Source organism: Arthrobacter sp. NPDC097144 (assembly GCF_044762205.1).
Classification (GTDB): domain Bacteria; phylum Actinomycetota; class Actinomycetes; order Actinomycetales; family Micrococcaceae; genus Arthrobacter_B.
In genome coordinates this window covers 577,833-599,681 of record NZ_JBIWDW010000001.1, presented here as the reverse complement: position 1 = coordinate 599,681, position 21,849 = coordinate 577,833, and the positions used below count along the sequence as shown (strand labels likewise).

Here is a 21,849-nt window from a genome sequence, read left to right as displayed (position 1 = left end):
TTTTATGGATATTGCAGTAATCGGTTCCAACATGGTGGACCTGGTCTCCTACCTCAGCCGGATGCCGGACGAGGGCGAAACCGTTGAGGCCTGGGATTTCCAGATGGGCTGCGGCGGCAAAGGCGCCAACCAGGCGATGGCCGCCGCACGCATGGGTTCCGCGGTGCTGATGCTGACCCGGGTTGGAAACGACGCCTTCGCCGAAACCACCCGGCGCAACTTCGAAGCCAACGGCATCGACACCACGTACGTGCTGGAATCCGAGGCCACCAGCGGCGTGGCACCGATCTTCGTGGACGACAACTCGCGCAACTCCATTGTCATTGCCAAGGGCGCCAATGCCCTGCTCACGCCGTCGGACATTGAAGACGCGGCAGATGCCATCGCCCGGTGCTCACTGATCGTGCTGCAGCTGGAAGTGAACCTCGAGACCGTCTACGCAGCCATCGACTTCGGCAACCGGCACGGTATCCCGGTGCTGCTCAATCCGGCTCCGGCCACTGAGGACCTGGACTTTGCCCAGGTGGCCCGCTGCGACTACTTCGTTCCCAATGAAACCGAACTGGCCCTGCTCACGGGGATGCCGGTGCAGACCCTGGAAGAGGTGCAGGCCGCAGCGCAGACCATCCTGGACCACGGCGTCAAGAACGTCATTGTGACCATGGGTTCCCGCGGTGTCCTCTGGCTCTCCGCAGCCGGCTCCGTCCTGCTGGAGGGGCGCGCCGTTCCGGCGCTGGACACGACGGGTGCCGGCGACGCGTTCATCGGCTGCTTCAGCCACTGCCTGGTGGAGACCGGGGATGTCCGGGCTTCGCTGGTGACAGCCAACGAATATGCTGCTGATTCGGTGACCAAGCGCGGCACGCAGACGTCCTACGCCACCCGCGCTGAATTTGATGCGGTTCTGGCCGCCCGCGGCTGATTTTCCCGCGGCTGATTCATAAAGGGCGCCCCTTCCCGCTTGCAAAAGCGGCAGGCGGCGTCCTTTGCCGTTGGACGGCAGCTGAAACAGGGTCCCGGCGGAGTCAATCAAAGGGTTGATCTTCCTCGCATTGCCCCCTGTGCAGACCAGCCGCGGGCGACTCCCGCGGTACGATACTGACAACTCGTTGGTAACTTCGCGTTGCCGCAAGCTCCACGCCCCGACCGAGAGAGCCCGATGACTCCCCGTAAATTGTTCCGCAGCCTGGCCTTTGCCGAGGCCGTCACCTGGACCCTGCTGTTGGCCGCCATGTTCACCAAATACGTCCTGGGCAATGAAACCTTCATGCCGATCGCCGGGGGAGTGCACGGCTTCGTGTTCCTCTCCTATGCCGCCAGTACGGTCTTTGTGGGAGTGAACCAGAAGTGGGCGGTGCCGACCATTTTCCTGGGGCTGGTTACTGCCGTCATTCCGTACACCACCATTCCGTTTGAGCGCACCATGGACCGGCGTGGAAAACTCGACGGCGGTTGGCGCCTGGCACCCGGCGGCGAGGCCCCCGCGGGTCCTGCCGAGAAGGTCCAGGCCATGGTGCTGCGCCGTCCTGCGCTGTCGGCAGCAGCGGCGCTGGTGGCCATCGCCGTCGTCTTCTGCGTCCTGCTGGTCATCGGCCCGCCCGTCTCCGTGAGTTAGCCCCCGAATTACCTGCCCAGGCATATGCAATGGAAATTGCATATGCCTGGTTTTGTCTCCGCCGATGTTCACCGATTGTTGACCTGCTGTTTCTTGCCTAAGTTAAAAAAGATTAGGTACTGTGACTCAGGCAACACTCGCCCGCCGGCGACGATTATCGCCGGATGATCATGGACGGAAAAGCAATGAAAATATCGTGCAGTGAATTACTGCATCCGGATGGGACCGTCCGCTGTCCACGCACCGCTTCAACGCCCGCTTTTACGGGCATCGAAGCATGAGTTCCTTCAGCAAACCGGCCCTGGTAACCCCGCCTTCGCCCGCAGCGCCGCGGCAGGCGGCGGACCGCGGCAGCATCAGGGCCATGTGGTACCTGGTTCCCGCCCTGCTGGTTTTTGCACTCTTCCTTTTTTACCCGCTGGGCCGCTCGGTTTTCCTCTCTTTCCAGGGCAGCGACCTCTTTGGCAGGCCGTCGGGTTTTGTCGGTTTCGACCAGTACACCCGGCTCTTTACCGATTCCGGTTTTTGGACCGTCATGGGAGTGACCCTCGGTTTTACGCTGCTGACGGTGATTCCCTCCATTGCAATTGCACTGGGCCTCGCCCTGCTGCTGCACCAGAAAATCAAAGGCGTCCGGTTCTTCCGGACGGCCTTTGCGCTGCCTTTCGCCTACTCGGTGGCCACCGCGTCCGTCATTTTCGGAGTGATGTTTAACCAGGCCACGGGAGTGCTCAACGGAATGCTGGGCGTCTTCGGACTGGACCGCGTGGGCTGGCTCACGGACCCGGCCTGGGCACTGGTTTCCGTTTCGCTGGCCACCGTGTGGATGCAGCTGGGCTACAACCTCCTGGTCCTCTCCGCGGGACTCGGCGCCGTATCGGAGGACGTAGTGGAGGCGGCCAGGCTGGACGGCGCCCACGGATGGCGGATGCAGCGTTCCATCATCATGCCGCTGCTCACCCCGCAGCTGTTCTTCCTGCTGGTGACCGGAACCATCCACGCCCTGCAGAGCTTCGGGCAGATTCACATCCTCACCAAGGGCGGCCCGCAGGACAGCACCACCACGCTGGTGTACTCGATCTACGAACAGGCTTTCGCGAACAATAATTCAAACTTCGGCTATGCCTCCGCCCAGGCCGTCGTGCTGCTGATCATCGTGGTTGCGGTGTCCGTGGTCCAATTCGGCGTCCTGGAACGAAAGGTGTTCTACCGATGAGCCGCGCAACTGTCTCCGCAGCCGCCGCACCCCGGACAGCCGGCACCCGGAGGTCCGAGCGCCGGGCCGCTGCACCGCTGAAGCGTCAGCGGCGTCCGCTCACGCTGGGCCGTGTCCTGTCCTACGCCGCCCTCTCCCTGGGCGCCGTCGTCGTTCTCTTTCCGGTCTACTTTGGGTTTGTCGGCTCCTTCATGGGCCCGGCGGACATCAACGCCTATCCGGCATCCCTGTGGCCGCTGCACGGATTCCAGTTCGAAAACTTCGCCGGCGCCCTGGATAACATTCCGCTTGCCCGCCAGTACCTGAACTCCGTGGTCATGGCCGGGCTGATCACCGCCGGACAGCTGATAACGTCCCTGCTGGCCGCCTACGCCCTGGTGTTCCTGAAGGTGCGCTGGAAGGCATTCTGGTTTGGCCTGTTCCTGTGCAGCATGATGGTCCCCGCCGAAGCGATCATCATCCCGAACTACCTGACCATGTCCTCAGCCGGACTGATCAACACGGTGCCGGCGCTGGTGCTCCCGTTCCTGGCCCACGGATTCGGCATCTTCCTGCTGCGCCAGGCGTTTATGTCCTTCCCCGTGGAACTTTGGGAAGCCAGCCGCATCGACGGCGCCGGACACTTCCGGTTCCTCTGGTCCGTGCTGGTTCCGCTGTCCAAGCCCACCCTGGCGGCCCTGGGAATCTGGTCCTTCCTCTCGGCATGGAACATGTACTTCTGGCCGCTGCTGGTCACCCAGACCCCGGAAATGCAGACCATCCAGATTGGCATCACCCAGCTCCGTTCGGCGGACAACTTCAACGCCGGACTGGTCCTTGCCGGCACGGTGCTGGCCATCATTCCCACCCTCCTGCTGGTGATCTTCGGCCAGCGCTTCATTGTCCGCGGCCTTACCGCGGGATCCATCAAATAAGCACCCATATGCCACTGCGCCTGTGGAACCATCCGGAGCATCAGCTTCGGAACAAACCTTTGAAGGGAAAATCAATGCGAACCACACGTCGAGGGCGCTGTCTGCCAATGATGGCTGCCGGCGCCGCTGCACTGGCCCTGACGCTGTCCGCATGCGGCAGCGGCGGCGGTGACGCGGGAGCGGCCGGGGAAGCCCCGGCCGCCGACGCACTGGAGAAGGCCGACGGCGTCACCGAGGTCAATTTCTGGCATTCCATGGACGGCACCAACGGTGAGACTCTGAACCAGCTGATTACTGACTTCAACACTGCCAATGAGGGCAAAATTGAGGTCAAGGGTGTTTTCCAGGGCGACTACGACACCACCATCACCAAGTACAAGGCCGCGGTTCAGTCCAGCAGCACGCCGAGCATGGTGCAGATCTATGACATCGGCACCCAGTTCATGATCGATTCCGGCGCCGTGCTGCCCACCCAGGCCTTCATTGACCGGGACGAATACGACGTCTCCGATCTGCAGCCCAACATTGCCGGCTACTACTCGATCGACGATGATCTCTGGTCGATGCCGTTCAACACGTCCATGCCCGTCCTGTATTACAACAAGACGCTGTTCGAGAAGGCGGGCCTGGATCCCCAGACGCCGCCGGCAACGCTGGACGCCATCACCGACGCCGCCAACAAGCTGTCCAAGAAGAACGGCGGGCCGGCGGAATTCGGCTTCAACGCAGCCATTTACGGCTGGCTGCTGGAGCAGGAAGTGGCCGCCAACGGTGAGCTTTACTGCAGCCCGGACAACGGCCGCAGCGGTGAGCGGGTGGACGAGTACTCGTTCAACAACGACACCGCCGTGCAGTTTGCCGACTGGTGGAAGTCCTTGGTGGACACCGGAGTGGCAGGCAATACCGGGCGCGCGCTGCCCGACGCGCAGAACGCCTTCAAGAGCGGCACCATTGGCATCACGCTGGAATCCACCGGCGCTCTGCGGGGAATGCAGAAGGCCGCCGACGAGCAGGGATTTGAACTCGGAGTCGGCTACTACCCGAAGATCAAGGAGAACGAGTCCGGGCCGATCATCGGCGGGGCCTCGCTGTGGGTTTCCGGTGACGGGCACTCCGACGCCGAGAAGGAAGCCACCTGGCAGTTCATGCAGTTCCTGGCCGAGCCGGCCAACCAGGCCACCTGGCACACCGGAACGGGGTATTTCCCCATCTCCAAGAGCGCCCTGGACGATCCGAAGGACGTGGCCTGGCGTGAGCAGTACCCCCAGTTTGATGTGGCCGTGCAGCAGCTTGAAGACACCAAGCTGTCCGCAGCCACCCAGGGCTGCTCCGCAGGATCCATGCCGCAGGCACGGAAAGCCGCCGAGGACGCCCTTGAGGGAGTCCTGCTGGGCGGGGACAGCAAGACCGAGCTGACGGATTCAGTGAACGAACTCAAGGCCGAGGTTGAGAACTACAACAACTCGGTGAAGTAATTAACACATGAAAAACAGGGCATTTACCGGTACGGCAGCTTCCGGCAGACCATTGGTCGTTGGACATCGGGGGAACAGCGGAACATCCCCCGAGAACACAACCGTCGCCTTTGCCCGGGCCCGGGCATCCGGTGCCGACATGATTGAGACCGATGTCCGCCTCACCGCGGACGGAGAATTATTCCTCTTCCATGACGGCACCGGCGCCCGGACCACCAATATTGCGCAGGTTTATCCGGACCGCGCCGACGATCCGATCACGTCCTTCACTGCCGCGGAATTGCGCCGGTTGGACGCCGGCGGCTATTTCGGCGAGGAGTTCAAGGGAGAGCCCATTGTCTTCCTCAACGAACTGCCCGACGCCGTCGGCTCCGGGCTGGGAGTCAACCTGGAACTGAAAGCTCCGGCCGATTCCCCCGGGGTGGAACAGGCAGTAGCGGCGGCGCTGGCCGGTCCCGAGTGGACACAGCTGAGGGAACACCACCCGGTCACGGTGAGCTCATTCGATCCCGCAGCGGTGCGGACCTTTGCGGGGATTTCTCCGCAGGTGCCGGCCTGGCAGCTGGTGGAGGAGGTCCCGGACGCGGAACTGCTGGCTGAAGGCGCCGGATATGCGCAGGGCATAGTGGCATCCCATGTGAGCCTGACGCCGGACAGCGCAGCCGCCGTGCGGGCAGCGGGACTGGGGCTGTGGGTCTATACCGTGAATTCCCCCGCTGACATGGATGCCGTCCTGGCTTTGGGGGTGGACGCGGTGATTACCGATTTCCCCGACACCCTCATTGCCCGGCTGGCCTCCGGTCCGGAGGCCAGCCGCTGACACGCACGGTCCGTCAGGGGTGGCGGACGCCGCTTCCCGCGAGCACCGCGCGGTACCCTTCCCGGAAGGTGGGATAGGCAAACTCGAAGCCGGTGCCCCGCAGCCTTCGGTTGCTCAGCCTGCGGTCCCCGCCGCGGCTGCTGGCAGTCTCCTGCGGGGCCGGCAGTTCCCGGTCCAGCTCGTCAGCAAGGAACTTCAGCACCTCGGCGAGGTCAACGGGTTCGTCGTCAACGCCTACATAGAGCGGTTCCGGTTCCGGCACCTGTGACATCAGATGCACAATGGCGGCCGCGGCGTCGTCGCGGTGGATCCGGTTGGTCAGCTGCGGGGAGGCCGGAACCGCGGCGGTGCCGGCCGTAACGGAATCAATGAGGCGGGTGCGTCCCGGTCCGTAGATTCCTGAGAGCCGGAGCACCACGGCATCCGGCCGCCGCGAATGCAGCAGTTCCTCGGCCTCAAGGATGACCCCGCCGGTCACGGACGCGGGCGCAGGTGCAGTTTCTTCGTCCACTTCCTGTCCGTCGGCGTCGCCATACACGGCCGTGGAGGAAACAAATAGGATCCGCTGCGGATGCACGCCGTCGCGGTCCAGCGCGTCCAGGACGTTGGCTGTGCCGTCCACATAGGCGGCCCGGTAGGCTTCCTCGCTGCGCCGGCCCGCGGCCACCGCAATGACGACGACGTCGGTGTCCGCCGGAATGCGCGGCAGCTCACCGCTGCGGCCGGTGAGGTCCGCGGCCTGGCCGGTGAGCGGAGCGGGGATGTTCTCGGGGGAGCGGCGCCATCCGAGCACGGGAAAGCCGGCCGCGGCGAACCGCAGGCCGGCTTCCGTACCCAGATCGCCGCAGCCGGCAATCAGGACGGTCATGGTGCCTTACTCGCCCAGGGCGGAGAGCACGGCGTTGGCCACGTCTTCGCTGGACTGCGGGTTCTGGCCGGAAATCAGGTTCCGGTCGCGGACCACAAAGCTGGTCCAGGCCGGACCGGATTCCACGATGGCGCCCTTGTTGCGCAGGACATCCTCGCAGAACCAGGGAGTGTTTTCCCCGGTGCCGCCGCCGAGCTCTTCTTCGTCCGTGAAGACGGTCAGCTTGCGGCCGGCAAAGGCGAAGTCGCCGTTCTCGGTCTCGGCGCTCAGCAAACCTGCCGGGCCGTGACAGAACGGAGCGATGATCTTTCCGTCGTTGTCAGCTGCAATGAGAATCCGTCCCAGGTGCTTGTCGAAGGCCAGGTCCGCCATGGGGCCGTGCCCGCCCGGCATGACAACGGCGTCGTACTCCGTGATGTCCGCGTCGGCGAGCACCAGCGGCGAGGAGAGCTCGGCGTCGATGAAGGAGAGGTAGTTGGTGAAGGCGGTGGCCCGCTCTTCTCCGCCGGCCTGCGACGGATCCAGGCTGACCTTGTCCACGGTGGGCTTGGTGCCGTTGGGGGTGGCGATGCGCACGGTGTGCCCGGCCTCGCGCAGGACGCGGTGCGACTCAACAAGTTCCTCGGCCCAGAAGCCGGTGGGATGCTCGCTGCCGTCCTTCATGGTGAGGGAATCGGCTGCTGAAACGACCATGAGGATGTTAGCCATGGAAAAGTTCTCCTTTTAATTGCGAAAGCGTGGGGGAAGTTTGGTGTCCGCGGACGGACGGGGAGCCGGACGCAGTGTTACTTGCTTGCGGCGTTGAGCTCTTCATAGGTTGCGTCATCCAGCACCAGATCAGCCGCAGCGAGGTTTTCCTCGAGGTGCTTGATGGAGCCGGTGCCCGGGATGGGCATTATGACGGGGGAGCGGCGCAGCAGCCAGGCCAGGGCCACCTGGGACTCCGTGGCGTTCAGGCGCTCGGCGGCGGCGGCTACGGGTCCGCCCGGCAGGGCCAGCTCGCCGGCGGAAATCGGAGCCCACGGAATGAAGCCGATGCCGTTGGCTTCGGCGTATTCCAGTACGTCTTCAGAGGAGCGGTCCGTGAGGTTGTAGCGGTTCTGCACGGTGGAAACCGTGAAGTATTCGCCGGCAGCCTTCAGCTCTTCCACCGACACCTGGGACAGGCCCAGGGCCTTCACCTTGCCCTCCTGCTGCAGATCGCGCATCACGGCGAACTGGTCATTGGCCGGAACGGTGGGATCAATGCGGTGCAGCTGGAACAGGTCCAGGGAATCGACCTTCAGGCGGCGCAGGCTCAGCTCCACCTGCTGGCGCAGGTACTCGGGACGGCCAACAGGTACCCAGACATCAGGTCCGGTGCGGACAAAGCCGGCCTTGGTGGCAACACGCACGCCGTCGGGGTAGGGGTACAGCGCTTCAGCGATGATTTCTTCGCTGACGGTCGGGCCGTAGGAATCCGCGGTGTCAATGAAATCGACACCCAGCTCGACGGCCCGGCGGACGACGTCGACGGCGGTGCCGCGGCTTTCGGGTTCGCCCCAGACGCCGGGGCCGACAATGCGCATGGCGCCGAAGCCCAGACGGCGGACCGTGCCCAGGTCCAACAGATCGATGGTCGGGGGGACGGGGGTTACGTTCTGCTCTGTCATATAGGCGGCAACGCGGCGGGGTCGGGGCTTATTCCGCAGCGGCGTCCATCTTCCCTCCCTCATCCCTTCCTCACCCCCTCATCTCCCGCCCTCATCTCCCGCCGAGATGGCAGTAGATGCTCTTCTCAGCGCTGGGAGGAGCACCTACTGCCATCTCGGCGGGGCCACGGACCGGAGCTGACCGCAAGGGCGTTCCGGGCCGGAGGAAGGGCTTCTAACGTCGGGGCATGGACTGGAAAATTGAGCTTGTGCCGGTACCGGTGTCCGACGTCGACGCCGCCAAAACCTTCTACGTGGACCAGATCGGGTTCAATCCGGACTTTGACGAACGGATAAGTCCTGAGCTGCGTTTCGTGCAGCTCACGCCGCCCGAATCGGCCTGCTCCGTGGTGATCGGCCCGGGCACCACTGACATGGAGCCGGGAACCCAGCGCATCCAGGTGGTGGTTCCGAGTGCGGCCGACGCCCGGCAGCATTTGGTGGACCACGGGGTGGAAACCAGCGAGATTACTCCGCTGGAGTGGGGGACGTTTGTCTACTTCAGTGATCCCGACGGCAACGAGTGGTCACTTCAGGAGCTGCCTGAGCTTCCGCCCACCCTGCCCTCGGAGTCCTGACCGCAGGCGTATCTTCAGCCGATGTAGCCGAGTGCTGCTGCTTCCTGCCAAAAGTCGTCGGGAACAGGCTCACGGTGGAGCTGGACGTTCTGCATCACCTGCTCGGCGGTGCGCATGCCCAGCACCACCGAAACCACCGCCGGTTCCCGGTAGGGGAAGGCCACGGCAACGGCCGGAAGAGTGGTTCCGTGCTTCTCGGCAAGATCGGCCAGGGCATTGGCGCGGTCCAGCATGGCAACAGGTGCGGGCGCATAGTTGTACATGGCATCGGACGCCGGCCGGGGCTTGGAAAGCAGGCCGGAATTGAACACGCCCACGTCCACGATGCCCACACCGCGCTCGCCGCAGGCCTCGATCAGGCTGCGCGAATCCGACTGTTCCAGCAGGGTGTACCGGCCGGCCAGCATCACCAGGTCCAGATCCGCTTCCCGCACAAAGCGTTCGAGCATCGCGGACTGGTTCATGCCGGCACCGTAGGCTCCGATGACGCCCTGGTCCCGCAGTTCCGCGAGGGCCGGGACGGCGCCGGAGACGGCCTCTTCCCAGTACTCGTCCGGGTCGTGGATGTACACCACGTCCAACCGGTCGGTGCCCAGCCGGTCCAGGCTTTCCTCGATGGAACGAAGCACACCGTCCCGGGAGTAGTCATAGACCCGGGTCAAATTGTCCGGCATGTCGAAACCCTCGGGGTCCCGTCCCTGCGGCGCCGGGTTGGGACGCAGCAGCCGGCCGACTTTTGAGGAGAGCAGATAGCTGTCCCTTGGCTGGCCGGACAGTACGTCCCCGAGCCGGCGCTCCGCCGCCCCGAGCCCGTAGTGCGGAGCGGTGTCGTAGTACCGGATGCCGTGCTCCCAGGCAGCTTCCACTGCGGCACGGGCCACGCCGTCGTCAACAGCGCGGTACAGATTGCCGATCGGGGCCGAACCAAAGCCGAGGGCCCCCTCGGTTCGCAACCGGTCCACTGTCTGGTTCCCCTGCATATGCGCCTCCTTCTTTCAGGCAGGTCCGTTCGGTATTTGCGCTGGCCGCAGCCGAATCATTCGGTCGCGGACCCCGGGTCGATGCTCACCGGGTGGCCTCGGCCAGGTACTCCAGCACATGCCGGTAGGTGTGGCCGGTGGCCTTGGACATGCCGATCTCGCAGGTGCGGTTCACCGAGGCGTAGGCAGCGAATTCGCGTTCGTTGACCTCCGCCGCCTGGGTGTCCGTGGCCGAGGCCGTCAGCTCCGGATGCAGCAGCCCGCGGTCGCCGGCGAAGGCGCAGCAGCCCCAGCTCGGCGGCACGAACACTTCCTCCGCTGTGGCCCGGGCAATCGCCTGCAGGGCGTCATTGGCGCCAAGCTGCGTAGAGGAGCAGGTGGGGTGCAGCGCCATGGACGGCAGTTTCCGGGTCACAGTCAGCTTCGGCAGGACTTCGTCCCGCACAAAGTCCACCGAGTCGATGAACTGCAGCCCGGGATAGTCCGGGCTTTCGCCGGCCAGCCGCTTCATGGTGTCCAGGCCCTCGGTGCAGGAAGCGGCGTCGCAGATTACGGGCAACGCGCCGCCGCCGGTGGCGTTCCACAGATTGGCCAGCACGCGTTCAGTCATTGCCGCATATCCCTTGGCGAACCCCTTGGACTTCCACGGCGTCCCGCAGCACAGGTCCCCGATGCCCGCCGGAATGCGCACGCCGATGTTTGCCCGGCCGCACAGCTCCAGGAAGGCCGCCGAGACGCCTTCGCCGCCGCCGGCCGGGCCGAACATCGTGCCGATGCAGGCCGGGAAATAGACGGCAAGCGCGTGCGGATCCTCCCGCGGCATCCGCTTGGAGCCACCGGCGGGCAGCACGGTTTCATAGGCGGGAACATTCTCGGCACCGGCCACGGCGCGGGCGACGGCGGTGGCCGCCTTGGGCAGCAGTGCCGGCATGGCGTTGGCCAAGCTGAGGGCCTTGCCGCCGGCCACAGTCACTGTTGACCAGTGCTCGGCGGCGGTCTTCCAGCCGGTGTCGGCTGCCGCGTTTGCGTTTTCCTTGCGCAGCCGGCGCACCAGGTCCCCGGTGTTGATGAGGACCGGGCAGGCCGTGACACACATGCCGTCGGCCGCGCACGTCTGGACGCCGTCGTACTCGTAGTCCTTGCGCAGTTCCTTGGCCAGGGCGGCATCGCCGCGGGCTTCGGCGGCGGCAATCTCGCGGCGCAGCACAATGCGCTGGCGGGGAGTGGTGGTCAGGTCCTTGCTGGGGCAGACGGGTTCGCAGTAGCCGCACTCGACGCAGCGGTCCACCTCCTCCTCCACGGTGGGCGCCACCTTCAGATCCGCAATGTAGGAGGCCGGATCATCGTTGATGATGACGCCGGGGTTGAGCAGGTTCGCCGGATCCACCAGTGCCTTCAGCTGGCACATCACCTCGTAGAGTTCGTCGCCGTACTGGCGGCGGACAAAGGGCGCCATGATCCGGCCGGTGCCGTGCTCGGCCTTGAGCGAGCCGCCGTTCCCGAGCACCAGGTCCACCATGTCTTCGGTGAATGCCTGGTAGCGGGCCAGCTCCACGGGGTCGTCGAAGCGCTCGTTGAGCATGAAGTGGATGTTGCCGTCCTTGGCGTGGCCAAAGATCACCGAGTCCTGGTAGCGGTGTTCAGTGAAGAGGCGGGCCAGTTCGGCACAGGTGGGTGCCAGGGCCGGCACGGGAACCACAATGTCTTCCAGCAGCGCATTGGTCCCGGAAGGGCGGGCGCCGGCAACCGTGGTGTACAGCCCCTTGCGCAGGTGCCACATGGCCGCGCGGTCCTTGGCCTTGTCGGTCATCGCAAAGGGGACGGCCAGGGCGAGTGATTCAAAGAGGGCCCGGGAGCCCTCGCGCTTCTCCGCCAGCTCCTCGGCCGTGCGCCCCTGGTGCTCCACGAGCAGGGCGGCGTGGGAAACGATGTCCAGTCCGCGCAGTTCCGGCGGTGCGGTGGGATCAGCAGCGGCCACACGCAGGGAGGTGGAGTCCATCAGTTCAATGGTGGCCAGCCCGGACGCCACCAGCTCCGGAAGGGCGGTGGCGGCGCGGTCCAGCGAGTCGAAGAACATCAGGCCGGTGGCCACCTTGGGCAGGGCCGGCACGGTCCGGAACGTGGCTTCGGCCACGAAACCCAGGGTGCCTTCACTGCCCACCATCAGGTGGGACAGGATGTCCACCGGGCTCTCGTAGTCCAGGAACGCATTAAGTCCGTAGCCCATGGTGTTCTTCATGGAAAACAGCCGCTCGATGGTGGCCACGGACCGGGGGTTGGCGACGATGCCTCCGCGAAGCCGCAGCAGGCCCTCAAACAGCTCGGGTTCCAGGGTGCGCAGTTTTGTTTCCGCGTCAGGGGCTGCGGTGTCAATCAGGGATCCGGAAGCGAGGACCAGCACCATGGAGTCAATGGTCCGGTAGGTGTTGAATTCAGTGCCGCAGGCCATGCCGGAGGAGTTGTTGGCTACCACGCCGCCAATGGTGCAGGCGATCTCGGAGGCGGGGTCGGGGCCGAGCTTCCGTCCGTGTGCGGCGAGCCGGGAGTTTACGGCGCGCACGGTGGCGCCGGGCTGCACGCGGACCCGGGCACCGCCGTCGAGCACTTCGATGCCGCGGAAATGCTGGCGGGTGTTGATCAGGAGGCTGTCACTCTGGCTTTGGCCGGACAGCGAAGTTCCACCGGAACGGAAGGTGGCCGGAATCCGCAGTTCCCGGCTCCGGCGCAGCAGGGCAGCCACCTCCTCGGCAGTGCGCGGGGTGGCCACGGCCTCGGGGATCATCAGGTAGTGGGAGGCATCGTGGGCCATTTTGCGCCGGTCGATGTCCCGGGTGCTGATGTTCTCGGTGCCGAGGTCGGCTACCGAGGCCGCTGAAGGGGCGGGGGCTTTCGTGTGAAGGCTCATTTTTTTGTTCCAACCGATCCTGGGAGCCGCGGTGCTCCGCCTCTAAATGTAGGCCTGATCACGGCTGGGCGAAAGTTGGTCAGACCACATGGAGGGCGGGGATAGAATGCGCCCGGGTGCGTTTCGGAGCCTTTACCCGGGTGGTTTGCGCTAGCGCCGGCCGTGCTCGGCCAGGAGCTTTTCCAGCCGGTCTTCCAGCAGTTCGAGGGCTGCACCAACCGTCGCGTGGATGACTTCCTCCGGGTCCCCTTCGAAGAAGCGCTCAACGACCACGGGCCGTTCCAGTCCGGAAGCAGCGATCCCGATGAATACCGTTCCGGGCTCCTGCCCGTCCTGCGGCTCCGGGCCGCCGGAACCGGTAATGGCCAGTGCCAGGTCGGCGCCGAGCAGCTTCGCGGTGCCCTCGGCCATCTGTGCGGCAGATTCTTCCGAGACCACGGCCTCGGCCGTGACGCCCAGAACGGATCGCTTGACCGAGGTGGCGTAGGCAGTCAGTCCGCCCAGGAACCAGTCCGACGACGACGGCGCGGCCCCCAGGAAGGAGGCCAGCAGGCCGCTGGTCAGGGATTCGGAAACACCGATTACCACGCCGGTGTCCTGGATGCGTTCAGCAATGCGTTCAGCGGTTTGGGTGGAGGCAGCATCTTCGCGGGCGATGGACGAAGAATCCGGATTGGTCACTGGTGCATCTCCTGTTCGTCGGCGGTGATGACTCACATTTTATCAGGCTGCTTACTATCTTTCTGCCGGTTCTCGCTTCCGGTGTCGTCTTCCTCCGGGATCTGCGCATAGAACCATTCGATATGTTCGCGCAGCAGGCGGGCGGCGTCATCGCCCCGGCCGGAGGCAACGGCGTCGTAAATCCCGTGGTGCTGGGCCTGAAGGTGTTTCATCACGGCAGGCCAGTCTTCCATGACGTCCACGGCGTTCTTCACGTACCCGCTGATGGCTCCGCTGAGGGAAGCCATCATGGCTTCAATGACCGCATTGCCGGCCATCGAGCTGAGCTCCACATGGAACCGGGCGTCCAGGAGGTGGAAGGCTTCGCGCTCAATGTTCGGGGCATCCATTGCTTCCAGCAGTGCTGCGGCGCGCGCCAGGGCTTCCTCCGCGGAGTCCGACGGCGGACGGGCTGCGGCAGCGGCGGCTGCCCAGGTTTCCAGCAGTACCCGGGTCTGGACAATGTCCGCCACCGGCAGCCGGCTGCTGGCCATGTGCAGGCGCAGCGCGGAGGACAGCCCCGCCGACGGCTCGGAAATAATGATGGCTCCGGACTTGGGGCCCGATCCGGAGGAGGAACGCAGTACTCCCATGGCGTCCAGGATGCGGATGCCTTCCCGGACCGAGGCCCGGGAGATGCCGTAGGTTTCTGCCAGCGTCCGCTCTCCGGGGAGCTGGTCGCCCAGGGAGATGACTCCGGAGCGGAGGTCTGCTTCGATGTTTTCCAGCAGCAGGTCATAGCTGCGGCGCGGTTGGTCTGTCACCGCTCCATCCTGCCATGTGCCGGTTGCCGGAGGGCGCGAGGCGGCAGGTGCAGCTTAACGAAAACGCGGGACCGGATCATTCCGGCCCCGCATTCTTCGATGCCCTGCTCAACAGTTACGGCAGCATCCAGCCCAGGATCGGCGTGGACTGCAGGTACACCAGGGTGCACAGCACCAGCAGCAGGCCGACGCTCCAGCCCACGACCTTGCGCAGCAGCACCGATTCATGGCCGTCGAGCTTCACTGCGGTTACGGCAATGGCGAGGTTCTGCGGGCTGATGAGCTTGCCCACCACGCCGCCGGTGGTGTTTGCGGCCACCAGCAGGTTCGGATCGATGCCTGCTTCGATGCCGGCCGTCTGCTGCAGGCGGGCAAAGAGTGCGTTGGCCGAGGTGTCGGAACCCGTGACCGCGGTGCCGATCCAGCCCAGCACGGGGGAGAGGAAAGCGAAGAACGCGCCGGTTCCGGCCAACCAGGTTCCAATGGCCACGGTCTGCCCGGAGAAGTTCATGACATAGGCCAGGGACAGGACGGAGAGGATGGTCGCGCCGGCCCAGCGCATGTTCCAGACCGTCCGGAAAATATCTGCCACACCGTTGCCCACCGTCATCGCATACCGGCCGCCGTCGTCGTACTTGGCGTACACCGCACACACAATCAGTCCGGTAATCAGCAGCAGCGTGCCGGGGCTGGAGAGCCAGTTGAAGGTGTAGATCGTGGAGGAAACGGGCTCACCGGCTTCGCTGAGCAGGCGGTCATGCAGCCAGGGCCAGGGAACCTTGAGGTCAGTGGAAGCGAGCAGCGCGGGGATGTCCGCACCCCATTTCCACAGCTTGGCGATGCCGAAGATCAGGATCACCAGGAAGTACGGGAACAGCGCCAGCAGGGTGCGGGAACGGGTCAGCGAGTCCCCGTCCTTTACTGCCGCGGTGCTGCGGCCGCGTGCCCCGGCAGAGCCGGTGCTGGTGGAATCGGAACCGGCGGCTGCCAGGGCCGGCAGGCCCATGCGCTCGCGGGCGGACTCCAGGCCCTTGGGCTGCCAGAACTTCAGGAAGACGACGGCGGCACCCAGGCCGGCCAGTGCAGCCACAATGTCGGTGAGCTCGTAGGAGAAGAAGGTGGAGCACAGGACCTGCGCGAGGGCAAAGGCCACACCGGTGACGACGGCGGCGGGCCAGGTGTCCCTGACGCCGCGGCGGCCGTCGAGGATAAAGACCAAAATCAACGGCACGAAGACCGCCAGCAGCGGCGCCTGGCGGCCCACCACCATACCGATGTGCCCGGCATCCAGGCCGGTGAGTGAGGCGGCCGTGGTGATCGGAATGGCCATGGCGCCGAAAGCGACCGGAGCGGTGTTGGCTACCAGCACGGCCGCGGCTGCCTTGAGCGGCTTGATCCCCAGTGCCACGAGCATGGTGGCGGTGATGGCTACCGGCGCGCCGAAGCCGGCCAGTGCTTCCAGAAGTCCGCCAAAGCAGAAGGCCACGAGGATGGCCTGCACCCGCACGTCCCCGCCGCCGATGACGTCGAACACCCGGCGGAGGTCCTCGAACCGGCCGCTGAGCACGGTGATCTGGTAGAGCCAGATGGCCATGATGACAATCCAGAGCACCGGGAAGGCGCCGAACACAGCGCCCTGGGTGGCGGAGAGTACCGCCAGGCCTGCCGGCATCCGGAAGGCGAAGACGGCCACCGCAAGGGCGACCAGCAGGGCAATCGCGCCCGCGACGTGGGCCTTGACCTTCACATAGGCCAGAAGCACAAAGAAGGTCAGCAGCGGCACCACGGCCACCAGCGCCGAGACGGCAACACTGTTGAGCACTGGATCGGTGCTGGGAATGAACGACTCCACGGGGTCCTCCGCATAGGTCTGGACAAGAAGATGGTCAGACCACTGTGGTCTGACCAACACTGATACTAGCGCAAGTTCCGGGTTTCTGTGATGGTAGTCACCAGAACATCGGGGGCTTGGACGTGACCTGCCCTACATGCTCTACTATGGTCAGACCACACGTGCGGGGTGCTGCCCCGCTGAAAGGCAAGCCATGAGAATCGCTTTATTCGCCACCTGCATCGTGGACGCGATGTATCCGCGCACCGCCCGGGCAACGGTGGCTATCCTCGAACGGCTGGGCCACGAAGTGGTGTTCCCGGCCGGCCAGGCATGCTGCGGCCAGATGCACGTGAACTCCGGCTACCTGCCCGAAGCCGTTCCCGTGGTCCGCAACCACATTGAGGCCTTCGAATCGCAGGAGTACGACGTCGCCGTCGCGCCTTCCGGTTCCTGCGTCGCCTCCGTGAAGCACCAGCACCCGATGGTGGCCCGGTCCTGCGGCGATGCCGGGCTGGAAGCCCGCGCCGAAGCAGTGGGCGCCAAGACCTATGAGCTGTCCGAACTCCTGACCGATGTGCTGGGCGTGACCAACGCCGCCGAGCAGCTGGGCTCCTGGTTCCCGCACAACGTCACCTACCATCCCAGCTGCCACGGGATGCGCCTGCTGCGCCTGGGGGACCGTCAGCTGAACCTGCTCCAGAGCGTCGGCGGGATCACCGTGCAGCCGCTGCCCCAGGCGGATCAGTGCTGCGGCTTCGGCGGAACCTTCTCCATGAAGAACGCGGATGTCTCCACGGCCATGCTGGAGGACAAAACAGCCAACATCAGATCCACCGGAGCCGAGCTGTGCTCCGGCGGCGACGCATCCTGCCTGCTGCACATCGGCGGCGGGCTCTCCCGGGAAGGCAGCGCCGTCACCACCCTGCACCTCGCGGACATCCTCGCCAGCACCCGGGAGAATCCGGTCTCCGTCACCGGAGACGTCCTGGTGAGCGGAAAGGCTTCCCGATGAGCACCACGTACCTGGGCATGCCAACGCTGCCCGTCTTCGGACAGGGCAACCTCAACGCCACAGAGTCCTTCCCGTCGGCCGCCAAGCGGGAGCTGGGCAACAGCCAGCTGCGCGCCAACCTGGGCCACGCCACGCACACGATCCGCGACAAGCGCCTGCGCGTGGTCGGCGAATTGCCGGACTGGGAGGACCTGCGCGACGCCGGCAGCGCCACCAAGCAGGCCGTCATGGCCCGGCTTCCCGAGCTCCTGGAACAGTTCGAAAGCAACTTCACCGCCCGCGGCGGCGTTATCCATTGGGCCCGGGATGCCGCCGAAGCCAATGAGATTGTCCGTGATCTGATCCGCGAACAGGGCGTGGACGAGGTGGTCAAGGTCAAATCCATGGCCACCCAGGAAATCGGCCTCAATGAGTACCTGGAAGAACAGGGCATCGCCGCGTTTGAAACCGACCTGGCCGAGCTCATTGTCCAGCTGGACCATGACAAGCCCAGCCACATCCTGGTTCCGGCCATCCATAAGAACCGTACCCAGGTCCGGGACATCTTCCTGCGGGAAATGCCCGGCGTCGACCCAGCGCTCACCGACAACCCGGCGAAGCTCGCCGAGGCCGCGCGGGCGCACCTGCGCCGGAAGTTCCTCTCCGCGAAGGTAGCCATCTCCGGCGCCAACTTCGCCATTGCGGACGCCGGGACCCTCGCCGTCGTCGAATCCGAAGGCAACGGGCGCATGTGCCTGACCCTGCCTGAAACCCTGATCACCGTCATGGGTGTGGAGAAGCTCCTGCCGTCCTGGCAGGACCTGGAAGTGTTCATGCAGCTGCTGCCGCGCTCCTCCACCGGGGAACGGATGAACCCGTATACCTCTCTGTGGACCGGCGTGACCGAAGGCGACGGCCCGCAGAACGTGCACCTGGTGCTGCTGGACAACGGCCGCAGCGCCGCGCTGGCCGATGAGATGGGGCGTTCGGCGCTGCACTGCATCCGCTGCTCCGCCTGCATGAACGTGTGCCCCGTCTACGAACGCACCGGCGGACATGCCTACGGGTCCACGTATCCGGGGCCGATCGGTGCAATCCTTTCACCGCTGATGACCGGGATTACGTCCGAGGAAAACAACTCGCTGCCGTACGCATCCTCCCTGTGCGGCGCCTGCTATGACGCATGCCCGGTGAAGATCAACATTCCCGAAATCCTGGTGCACCTGCGCGCGGAGGACGTGGACAGCAAGCGGGGCAAGAAGAAACTGCCCACCCAGATGGACCTGATGATGAAGGGCGCCTCCTGGGCATTTTCCTCCGGCAAGCATCTTGGACTGCTGGAAAAGGGACTGCCGCTGGGCCGGATTGCGGCCGGACGCAAGAAAAAGATCACCAAGCTGCCCGGCCTGGTTGGCGGTTGGACGCAGAGCCGGGATATTCCGGCTCCGCCCGCGGAATCCTTCCGGGACTGGTGGGCGAAGGACCATAAAGATTCCACGAACGCAGGAGAACAGGCATGAGCGCGCGCGAAGACATCCTGGACCGGCTGCGCTCGGCCCTGCGGGATCACCCGGAGGCGCCGGAAATCCCGCGCACCTACCGCGGGGACTCCGGCATGGACGCCGACCAGCGACTCGACATGCTCGTGGACCGGCTGGTGGATTACAAAGCGGGCGTCACCGTGGTGGATGAAGCGGGACTGGCTCCGCGGATCGCCGAGCTGCTCCTGGATGCGGCCAGCTATGTGGTTCCGGCCGGGCTCGACGACGCCTGGCTGGCCGACGCTGAAGCCCTGGCTCCCGGACGGCGCCGGACCGATACTGCGGAAGCGCCCCTCAGTGTGGCGGAGCTGGATGCGGTGGACGCCGTCGTTACCGGCAGCGCCGTGTCGGTGGCGGAAACCGGCACGATCATCCTGGATGCCAGCCCCAACCAGGGCCGGCGGGCCATCACTCTGGTTCCCGACCACCACATCTGCGTGGTCCGGGAAAAAGACGTGGCCGGCATCCTGCCCGAAGCCCTGCGCCGGCTGGACGGAACGCGTCCCCTGACCTGGATCAGCGGGCCCAGCGCCACTTCGGACATTGAACTGGAACGCGTGGAGGGCGTGCACGGCCCGCGGAACCTGGACGTGATAATCGTCCGGAGCTGAGGCCTTGCAGGTGCCTGCGGCGGATGGCTAGGCGGCGAGCCGGTCTTCCAGCCGGTGCAGCTCCTCACCGAGTTCCTCATGCACAGTCACAACCTTCTCCGGCGCCACCCCGGGCAGGGCCGACACACCGGTGACGTCCGCCAGGAACGCAACGGTTTCATGCAGTGATTCCATGGCCTCGGGGCGGTGCAGCTGGAACTGATACTCATGTCCCAAAGCCGGTTTGTACTCTTTCGGCCAGAACCGGCGGACCACGGGGACTCCCAGTTCCTCCAGCCGGTCTGCCAGCGGGATGGACTGGGTGGGGGTCAGGTCATCACCGTTCCCGCTGGAAATGTAGGTGGGCGGAAAACGGTGATCCACCTGCTGCAGGATGGACATGTGCTCCGCAGCAGTGGTGGAGGCCCAGTTGCGGGATCCGGTGTAGGACCAGAGAGCCTTTCGCAGGCCCCAGCCCATGGGGCCGGCCAGGCGGGCGACCGAGGGAAAGTCGAAGACGCCGCAGTTCAGCAGGATCCCGCGCAGCTGGGAAGGCGCGGCAGCCGGGACAACTCCGGTTTCCCGGGCGTACTCCGGGTTGGAGATGGCCAGCGCCAGCTGTGCGGCGAGCTGAGCTCCGGCGGAGTCACCGGCGAGCACGATGCGGTTCGGGTCCAGCCCGTAGCGGTCCGCGTGTTCACGGATGAATCCGAGCGCCGCGTTGAGCTCTTTGATTGCGGTGGGATAGACCGCCTTCGGTGAGATCGAATATCCAACACCCGCCAGCGCGTAACCATACCCGGCCAGAACCTTCAGGTACGGCGCCACATCTTCCTTTGAACCGGAAATCCATGCACCGCCGTGGATCCACATCACAACCGGCAGGGGTTTGCGGGCCGTGTCCGGCAGGAACAGATCCAGGCACGGCCGGCCGTGGGAGCCGAGGTACTGCAGTTCGCGGTGCCTAGTTACCTTGAACCCGGCAATGGCCGGCCGGTTCTTCTTCTGAAACAGGCCGGCACCGGAAAACACGCCGCGAATGAGCAGTGCCGATACACGGCGATCCCAGTGCAGTGATGCAGCGGCGGCCAATCCGGCAGCGGCGGCCGCTCCGGCTGCCAGCCCGGCGGCAGCGAGCGGAGAGATCTTCATACTTCTACGTTATGAAGCGGGGCTGGGTGCCTTTCGGCGCATTCCCCGCCGCCAAGCGGGTTGCGGCCGCCCGCTGCGAGCAAGTTCACGGCAGGCAGTGGCCGGCGGTACTAAAGGAGCGGGTGGGTAAGGGCTGAGGTCCGGGATCAGTGGCCGGGACCGGCGGCCCGCGGCACCGCACGGGGGCCGCATACCGCCTGCAGGAAATCCAGCGTATCTGCCAGGGTTTGCTGCGCTTCCGTTCGGTCCAGGTGGAATTGGTACTCATGCGGCAGGGCAGGGCGGTGGTCCGCCGGCCAGAACCGGGTCCGCACTTCCGTCTTCAGGGCCGTGAGGCGGGCCGCCAGTGGTACCGATTGGGTGGCGGTAAGGCTGTCGCCGTTGCCGCCGGTGATGAACGCGGGCGGGAAACCTGCGCCGACGTCGTTGAGCACGGACATGTCCCGGCCGGCTGCGGTCCGGGACCAGTCCCGCTGACCGGAGTAGGCCCACAAGGCCGTTTTGAAGCCCCAGCCCAGGATGCCCCGCAGCGAGGCCAGGGCGGCGACGTCGTACACCCCGCAGTGCAGGATGACCCCGCGAAGGTGGCCGGCATTCAGCGGCGAGGAAAGCCCGGTCCGGCGGGCGTAGTCCGGGTTGGTGGCCAGCACGGCCAGCTGCGCCGCCAACTGGGCACCGGCAGAATCTCCCGCCAGGACGATCCTGCGCGTATCCACGCCAAAGTCCGCACCGTGTTCCGATAGGAATGTCAGTGCCGCAGCCAGTTCCTCCACGGCCCGGGGATAAACGCCCCGCGGAGACACGGTGTAGGTCAGTCCTGCAGCGGCATAACCGGAAGCGGCAAGCATGCGCAGATAGGGTTCGACGTCGTTCCGGCTGCCCGAAAGCCAGGCGCCGCCGTGGATCCACACCACCAGGGGCGCCGGCTCCGCCGCTTTCGCCGGCACGAACAGGTCCAGTGTCCCGCTGCGGCTGCCGGCGTTAAAGCTCAGGCCCCGGAACGGGGTGACTCCGGCGGCAGGAGCATAGCGCTGCATGACATTCGCGAGCTGCCGGGCGCCCCGGTAAAACACGGCACGGATCAGAAGCGCGGCGGGCCACGGGCTGAGCCGGAAGCCGGCGGCGGCAGCCAGCACCGCGGCAGCGGCGGTCAGAAGACGGGTTTTAGCCATGAAACGAGTGTTACGCATGTGGC

Annotated in this window: 20 protein-coding genes; 10 read left to right on the top strand and 10 right to left on the bottom strand. The window is 65.4% G+C overall.

The features are described from left to right. Nucleotides 1-4 precede the first annotated feature (4 nt). From rbsK to ACIQXM_RS02775, 6 genes are all read left to right on the top strand, one after another. Nucleotides 5-922: a ribokinase gene (rbsK, locus tag ACIQXM_RS02800; RefSeq protein ID WP_400927248.1), complete on the top strand. Its 918-nt coding sequence runs from the start codon at nt 5-7 to the stop codon at nt 920-922. Between the two features lie 237 nt (nt 923-1,159). Beyond that, nucleotides 1,160-1,615, top strand: a complete 456-nt coding sequence (locus ACIQXM_RS02795) for a DUF3817 domain-containing protein (RefSeq protein ID WP_400927245.1) — start codon at nt 1,160-1,162, stop codon at nt 1,613-1,615. Nucleotides 1,616-1,892: 277 nt separating this feature from the next. Continuing rightward, nucleotides 1,893-2,831: a carbohydrate ABC transporter permease gene (locus tag ACIQXM_RS02790; protein ID WP_400927242.1), complete on the top strand. Its 939-nt coding sequence runs from the start codon at nt 1,893-1,895 to the stop codon at nt 2,829-2,831. Further along, entirely contained in the window at nt 2,828-3,745 is a 918-nt protein-coding gene (locus tag ACIQXM_RS02785; protein ID WP_400927239.1) for a carbohydrate ABC transporter permease, read from the top strand. The genes ACIQXM_RS02790 and ACIQXM_RS02785 overlap by 4 nt, the downstream gene beginning before the upstream one ends. 74 nt (nt 3,746-3,819) lie before the next feature. Beyond that, nucleotides 3,820-5,220 (top strand): ABC transporter substrate-binding protein, encoded by a 1,401-nt coding sequence (locus ACIQXM_RS02780; RefSeq protein ID WP_400927236.1) that lies wholly within the window; start codon nt 3,820-3,822, stop codon nt 5,218-5,220. 7 nt (nt 5,221-5,227) lie between these two features. Next, complete coding sequence (locus tag ACIQXM_RS02775) at nt 5,228-6,040, top strand: glycerophosphodiester phosphodiesterase (RefSeq protein ID WP_400927233.1); 813 nt, start codon at nt 5,228-5,230, stop codon at nt 6,038-6,040. A 13-nt stretch (nt 6,041-6,053) separates the two neighbouring features. Here ACIQXM_RS02775 and ACIQXM_RS02770 read toward each other — a convergent pair whose 3' ends face one another. The 3 genes from ACIQXM_RS02770 to ACIQXM_RS02760 all read right to left on the bottom strand — a co-directional run bounded on the left by ACIQXM_RS02770 (nt 6,054) and on the right by ACIQXM_RS02760 (nt 8,560). Next, nucleotides 6,054-6,908 carry an SDR family oxidoreductase gene (locus tag ACIQXM_RS02770; protein ID WP_400927230.1) on the bottom strand — a complete coding sequence of 285 codons (855 nt, stop codon included), beginning with the start codon at nt 6,906-6,908 and terminating at the stop codon, nt 6,054-6,056. A gap of 6 nt (nt 6,909-6,914) precedes the next feature. Continuing rightward, nucleotides 6,915-7,616 carry a type 1 glutamine amidotransferase domain-containing protein gene (locus tag ACIQXM_RS02765; RefSeq protein ID WP_400927228.1) on the bottom strand — a complete coding sequence of 234 codons (702 nt, stop codon included), beginning with the start codon at nt 7,614-7,616 and terminating at the stop codon, nt 6,915-6,917. Between the two features lie 77 nt (nt 7,617-7,693). Continuing rightward, nucleotides 7,694-8,560: an aldo/keto reductase gene (locus tag ACIQXM_RS02760; protein ID WP_400927225.1), complete on the bottom strand. Its 867-nt coding sequence runs from the start codon at nt 8,558-8,560 to the stop codon at nt 7,694-7,696. Nucleotides 8,561-8,787: 227 nt separating this feature from the next. Here ACIQXM_RS02760 and ACIQXM_RS02755 point away from each other — a divergent pair, with 227 nt between their 5' ends. Continuing rightward, entirely contained in the window at nt 8,788-9,177 is a 390-nt protein-coding gene (locus tag ACIQXM_RS02755) for a VOC family protein (protein WP_400927222.1), read from the top strand. A 14-nt stretch (nt 9,178-9,191) separates the two neighbouring features. Here the strand turns inward: ACIQXM_RS02755 and ACIQXM_RS02750 are convergent, their stop codons facing one another. The 5 genes from ACIQXM_RS02750 to ACIQXM_RS02730 all read right to left on the bottom strand — a co-directional run bounded on the left by ACIQXM_RS02750 (nt 9,192) and on the right by ACIQXM_RS02730 (nt 16,398). Then, a complete protein-coding gene (locus ACIQXM_RS02750; protein ID WP_400927219.1) occupies nt 9,192-10,157 on the bottom strand; it encodes an aldo/keto reductase in 966 nt (321 codons plus the stop codon). Nucleotides 10,158-10,242: 85 nt separating this feature from the next. Next, nucleotides 10,243-13,062 (bottom strand): FAD-binding and (Fe-S)-binding domain-containing protein, encoded by a 2,820-nt coding sequence (locus ACIQXM_RS02745; protein ID WP_400927217.1) that lies wholly within the window; start codon nt 13,060-13,062, stop codon nt 10,243-10,245. 150 nt (nt 13,063-13,212) lie between these two features. After that, entirely contained in the window at nt 13,213-13,743 is a 531-nt protein-coding gene (locus tag ACIQXM_RS02740) for a CinA family protein (RefSeq protein WP_400927214.1), read from the bottom strand. A 32-nt stretch (nt 13,744-13,775) separates the two neighbouring features. After that, nucleotides 13,776-14,546, bottom strand: coding sequence for a FadR/GntR family transcriptional regulator (locus ACIQXM_RS02735; RefSeq protein ID WP_400927211.1), 771 nt, complete (start codon nt 14,544-14,546; stop codon nt 13,776-13,778). Nucleotides 14,547-14,661: 115 nt separating this feature from the next. Next, the gene (locus ACIQXM_RS02730; RefSeq protein ID WP_400927208.1) at nt 14,662-16,398 is read right to left on the bottom strand and encodes an L-lactate permease; all 1,737 of its coding nucleotides are present in this window, start codon (nt 16,396-16,398) and stop codon (nt 14,662-14,664) included. Nucleotides 16,399-16,591: 193 nt separating this feature from the next. Here ACIQXM_RS02730 and ACIQXM_RS02725 point away from each other — a divergent pair, with 193 nt between their 5' ends. The 3 genes from ACIQXM_RS02725 to ACIQXM_RS02715 are packed head-to-tail and all read left to right on the top strand — an operon-like array spanning nt 16,592 to nt 19,523. After that, complete coding sequence (locus ACIQXM_RS02725) at nt 16,592-17,392, top strand: (Fe-S)-binding protein (protein ID WP_400927205.1); 801 nt, start codon at nt 16,592-16,594, stop codon at nt 17,390-17,392. Beyond that, complete coding sequence (locus tag ACIQXM_RS02720) at nt 17,389-18,891, top strand: LutB/LldF family L-lactate oxidation iron-sulfur protein (protein ID WP_400927202.1); 1,503 nt, start codon at nt 17,389-17,391, stop codon at nt 18,889-18,891. Before ACIQXM_RS02725 ends, ACIQXM_RS02720 begins: the two co-directional genes overlap by 4 nt. Further along, nucleotides 18,888-19,523, top strand: coding sequence for a lactate utilization protein C (locus ACIQXM_RS02715; RefSeq protein ID WP_400927199.1), 636 nt, complete (start codon nt 18,888-18,890; stop codon nt 19,521-19,523). The genes ACIQXM_RS02720 and ACIQXM_RS02715 overlap by 4 nt, the downstream gene beginning before the upstream one ends. A gap of 27 nt (nt 19,524-19,550) precedes the next feature. Here ACIQXM_RS02715 and ACIQXM_RS02710 read toward each other — a convergent pair whose 3' ends face one another. Then, entirely contained in the window at nt 19,551-20,654 is a 1,104-nt protein-coding gene (locus tag ACIQXM_RS02710; protein WP_400927196.1) for an alpha/beta hydrolase, read from the bottom strand. A 146-nt stretch (nt 20,655-20,800) separates the two neighbouring features. Further along, nucleotides 20,801-21,844, bottom strand: a complete 1,044-nt coding sequence (locus tag ACIQXM_RS02705; protein ID WP_400927193.1) for an alpha/beta hydrolase — start codon at nt 21,842-21,844, stop codon at nt 20,801-20,803. Nucleotides 21,845-21,849: the final 5 nt, after the last annotated feature.

Coding starts and splice junctions, on each gene's coding strand:
- rbsK (WP_400927248.1), top strand. CDS start 5: ATGGATATTGCAGTAATCGGTTCCAACATGGTGGACCTGGTCTCCTAC.
- ACIQXM_RS02795 (WP_400927245.1), top strand. CDS start 1,160: ATGACTCCCCGTAAATTGTTCCGCAGCCTGGCCTTTGCCGAGGCCGTC.
- ACIQXM_RS02790 (WP_400927242.1), top strand. CDS start 1,893: ATGAGTTCCTTCAGCAAACCGGCCCTGGTAACCCCGCCTTCGCCCGCA.
- ACIQXM_RS02785 (WP_400927239.1), top strand. CDS start 2,828: ATGAGCCGCGCAACTGTCTCCGCAGCCGCCGCACCCCGGACAGCCGGC.
- ACIQXM_RS02780 (WP_400927236.1), top strand. CDS start 3,820: ATGCGAACCACACGTCGAGGGCGCTGTCTGCCAATGATGGCTGCCGGC.
- ACIQXM_RS02775 (WP_400927233.1), top strand. CDS start 5,228: ATGAAAAACAGGGCATTTACCGGTACGGCAGCTTCCGGCAGACCATTG.
- ACIQXM_RS02770 (WP_400927230.1), bottom strand. CDS start 6,908: ATGACCGTCCTGATTGCCGGCTGCGGCGATCTGGGTACGGAAGCCGGC.
- ACIQXM_RS02765 (WP_400927228.1), bottom strand. CDS start 7,616: ATGGCTAACATCCTCATGGTCGTTTCAGCAGCCGATTCCCTCACCATG.
- ACIQXM_RS02760 (WP_400927225.1), bottom strand. CDS start 8,560: ATGACAGAGCAGAACGTAACCCCCGTCCCCCCGACCATCGATCTGTTG.
- ACIQXM_RS02755 (WP_400927222.1), top strand. CDS start 8,788: ATGGACTGGAAAATTGAGCTTGTGCCGGTACCGGTGTCCGACGTCGAC.
- ACIQXM_RS02750 (WP_400927219.1), bottom strand. CDS start 10,157: ATGCAGGGGAACCAGACAGTGGACCGGTTGCGAACCGAGGGGGCCCTC.
- ACIQXM_RS02745 (WP_400927217.1), bottom strand. CDS start 13,062: ATGAGCCTTCACACGAAAGCCCCCGCCCCTTCAGCGGCCTCGGTAGCC.
- ACIQXM_RS02725 (WP_400927205.1), top strand. CDS start 16,592: ATGAGAATCGCTTTATTCGCCACCTGCATCGTGGACGCGATGTATCCG.
- ACIQXM_RS02720 (WP_400927202.1), top strand. CDS start 17,389: ATGAGCACCACGTACCTGGGCATGCCAACGCTGCCCGTCTTCGGACAG.
- ACIQXM_RS02715 (WP_400927199.1), top strand. CDS start 18,888: ATGAGCGCGCGCGAAGACATCCTGGACCGGCTGCGCTCGGCCCTGCGG.
- ACIQXM_RS02710 (WP_400927196.1), bottom strand. CDS start 20,654: ATGAAGATCTCTCCGCTCGCTGCCGCCGGGCTGGCAGCCGGAGCGGCC.
- ACIQXM_RS02705 (WP_400927193.1), bottom strand. CDS start 21,844: ATGCGTAACACTCGTTTCATGGCTAAAACCCGTCTTCTGACCGCCGCT.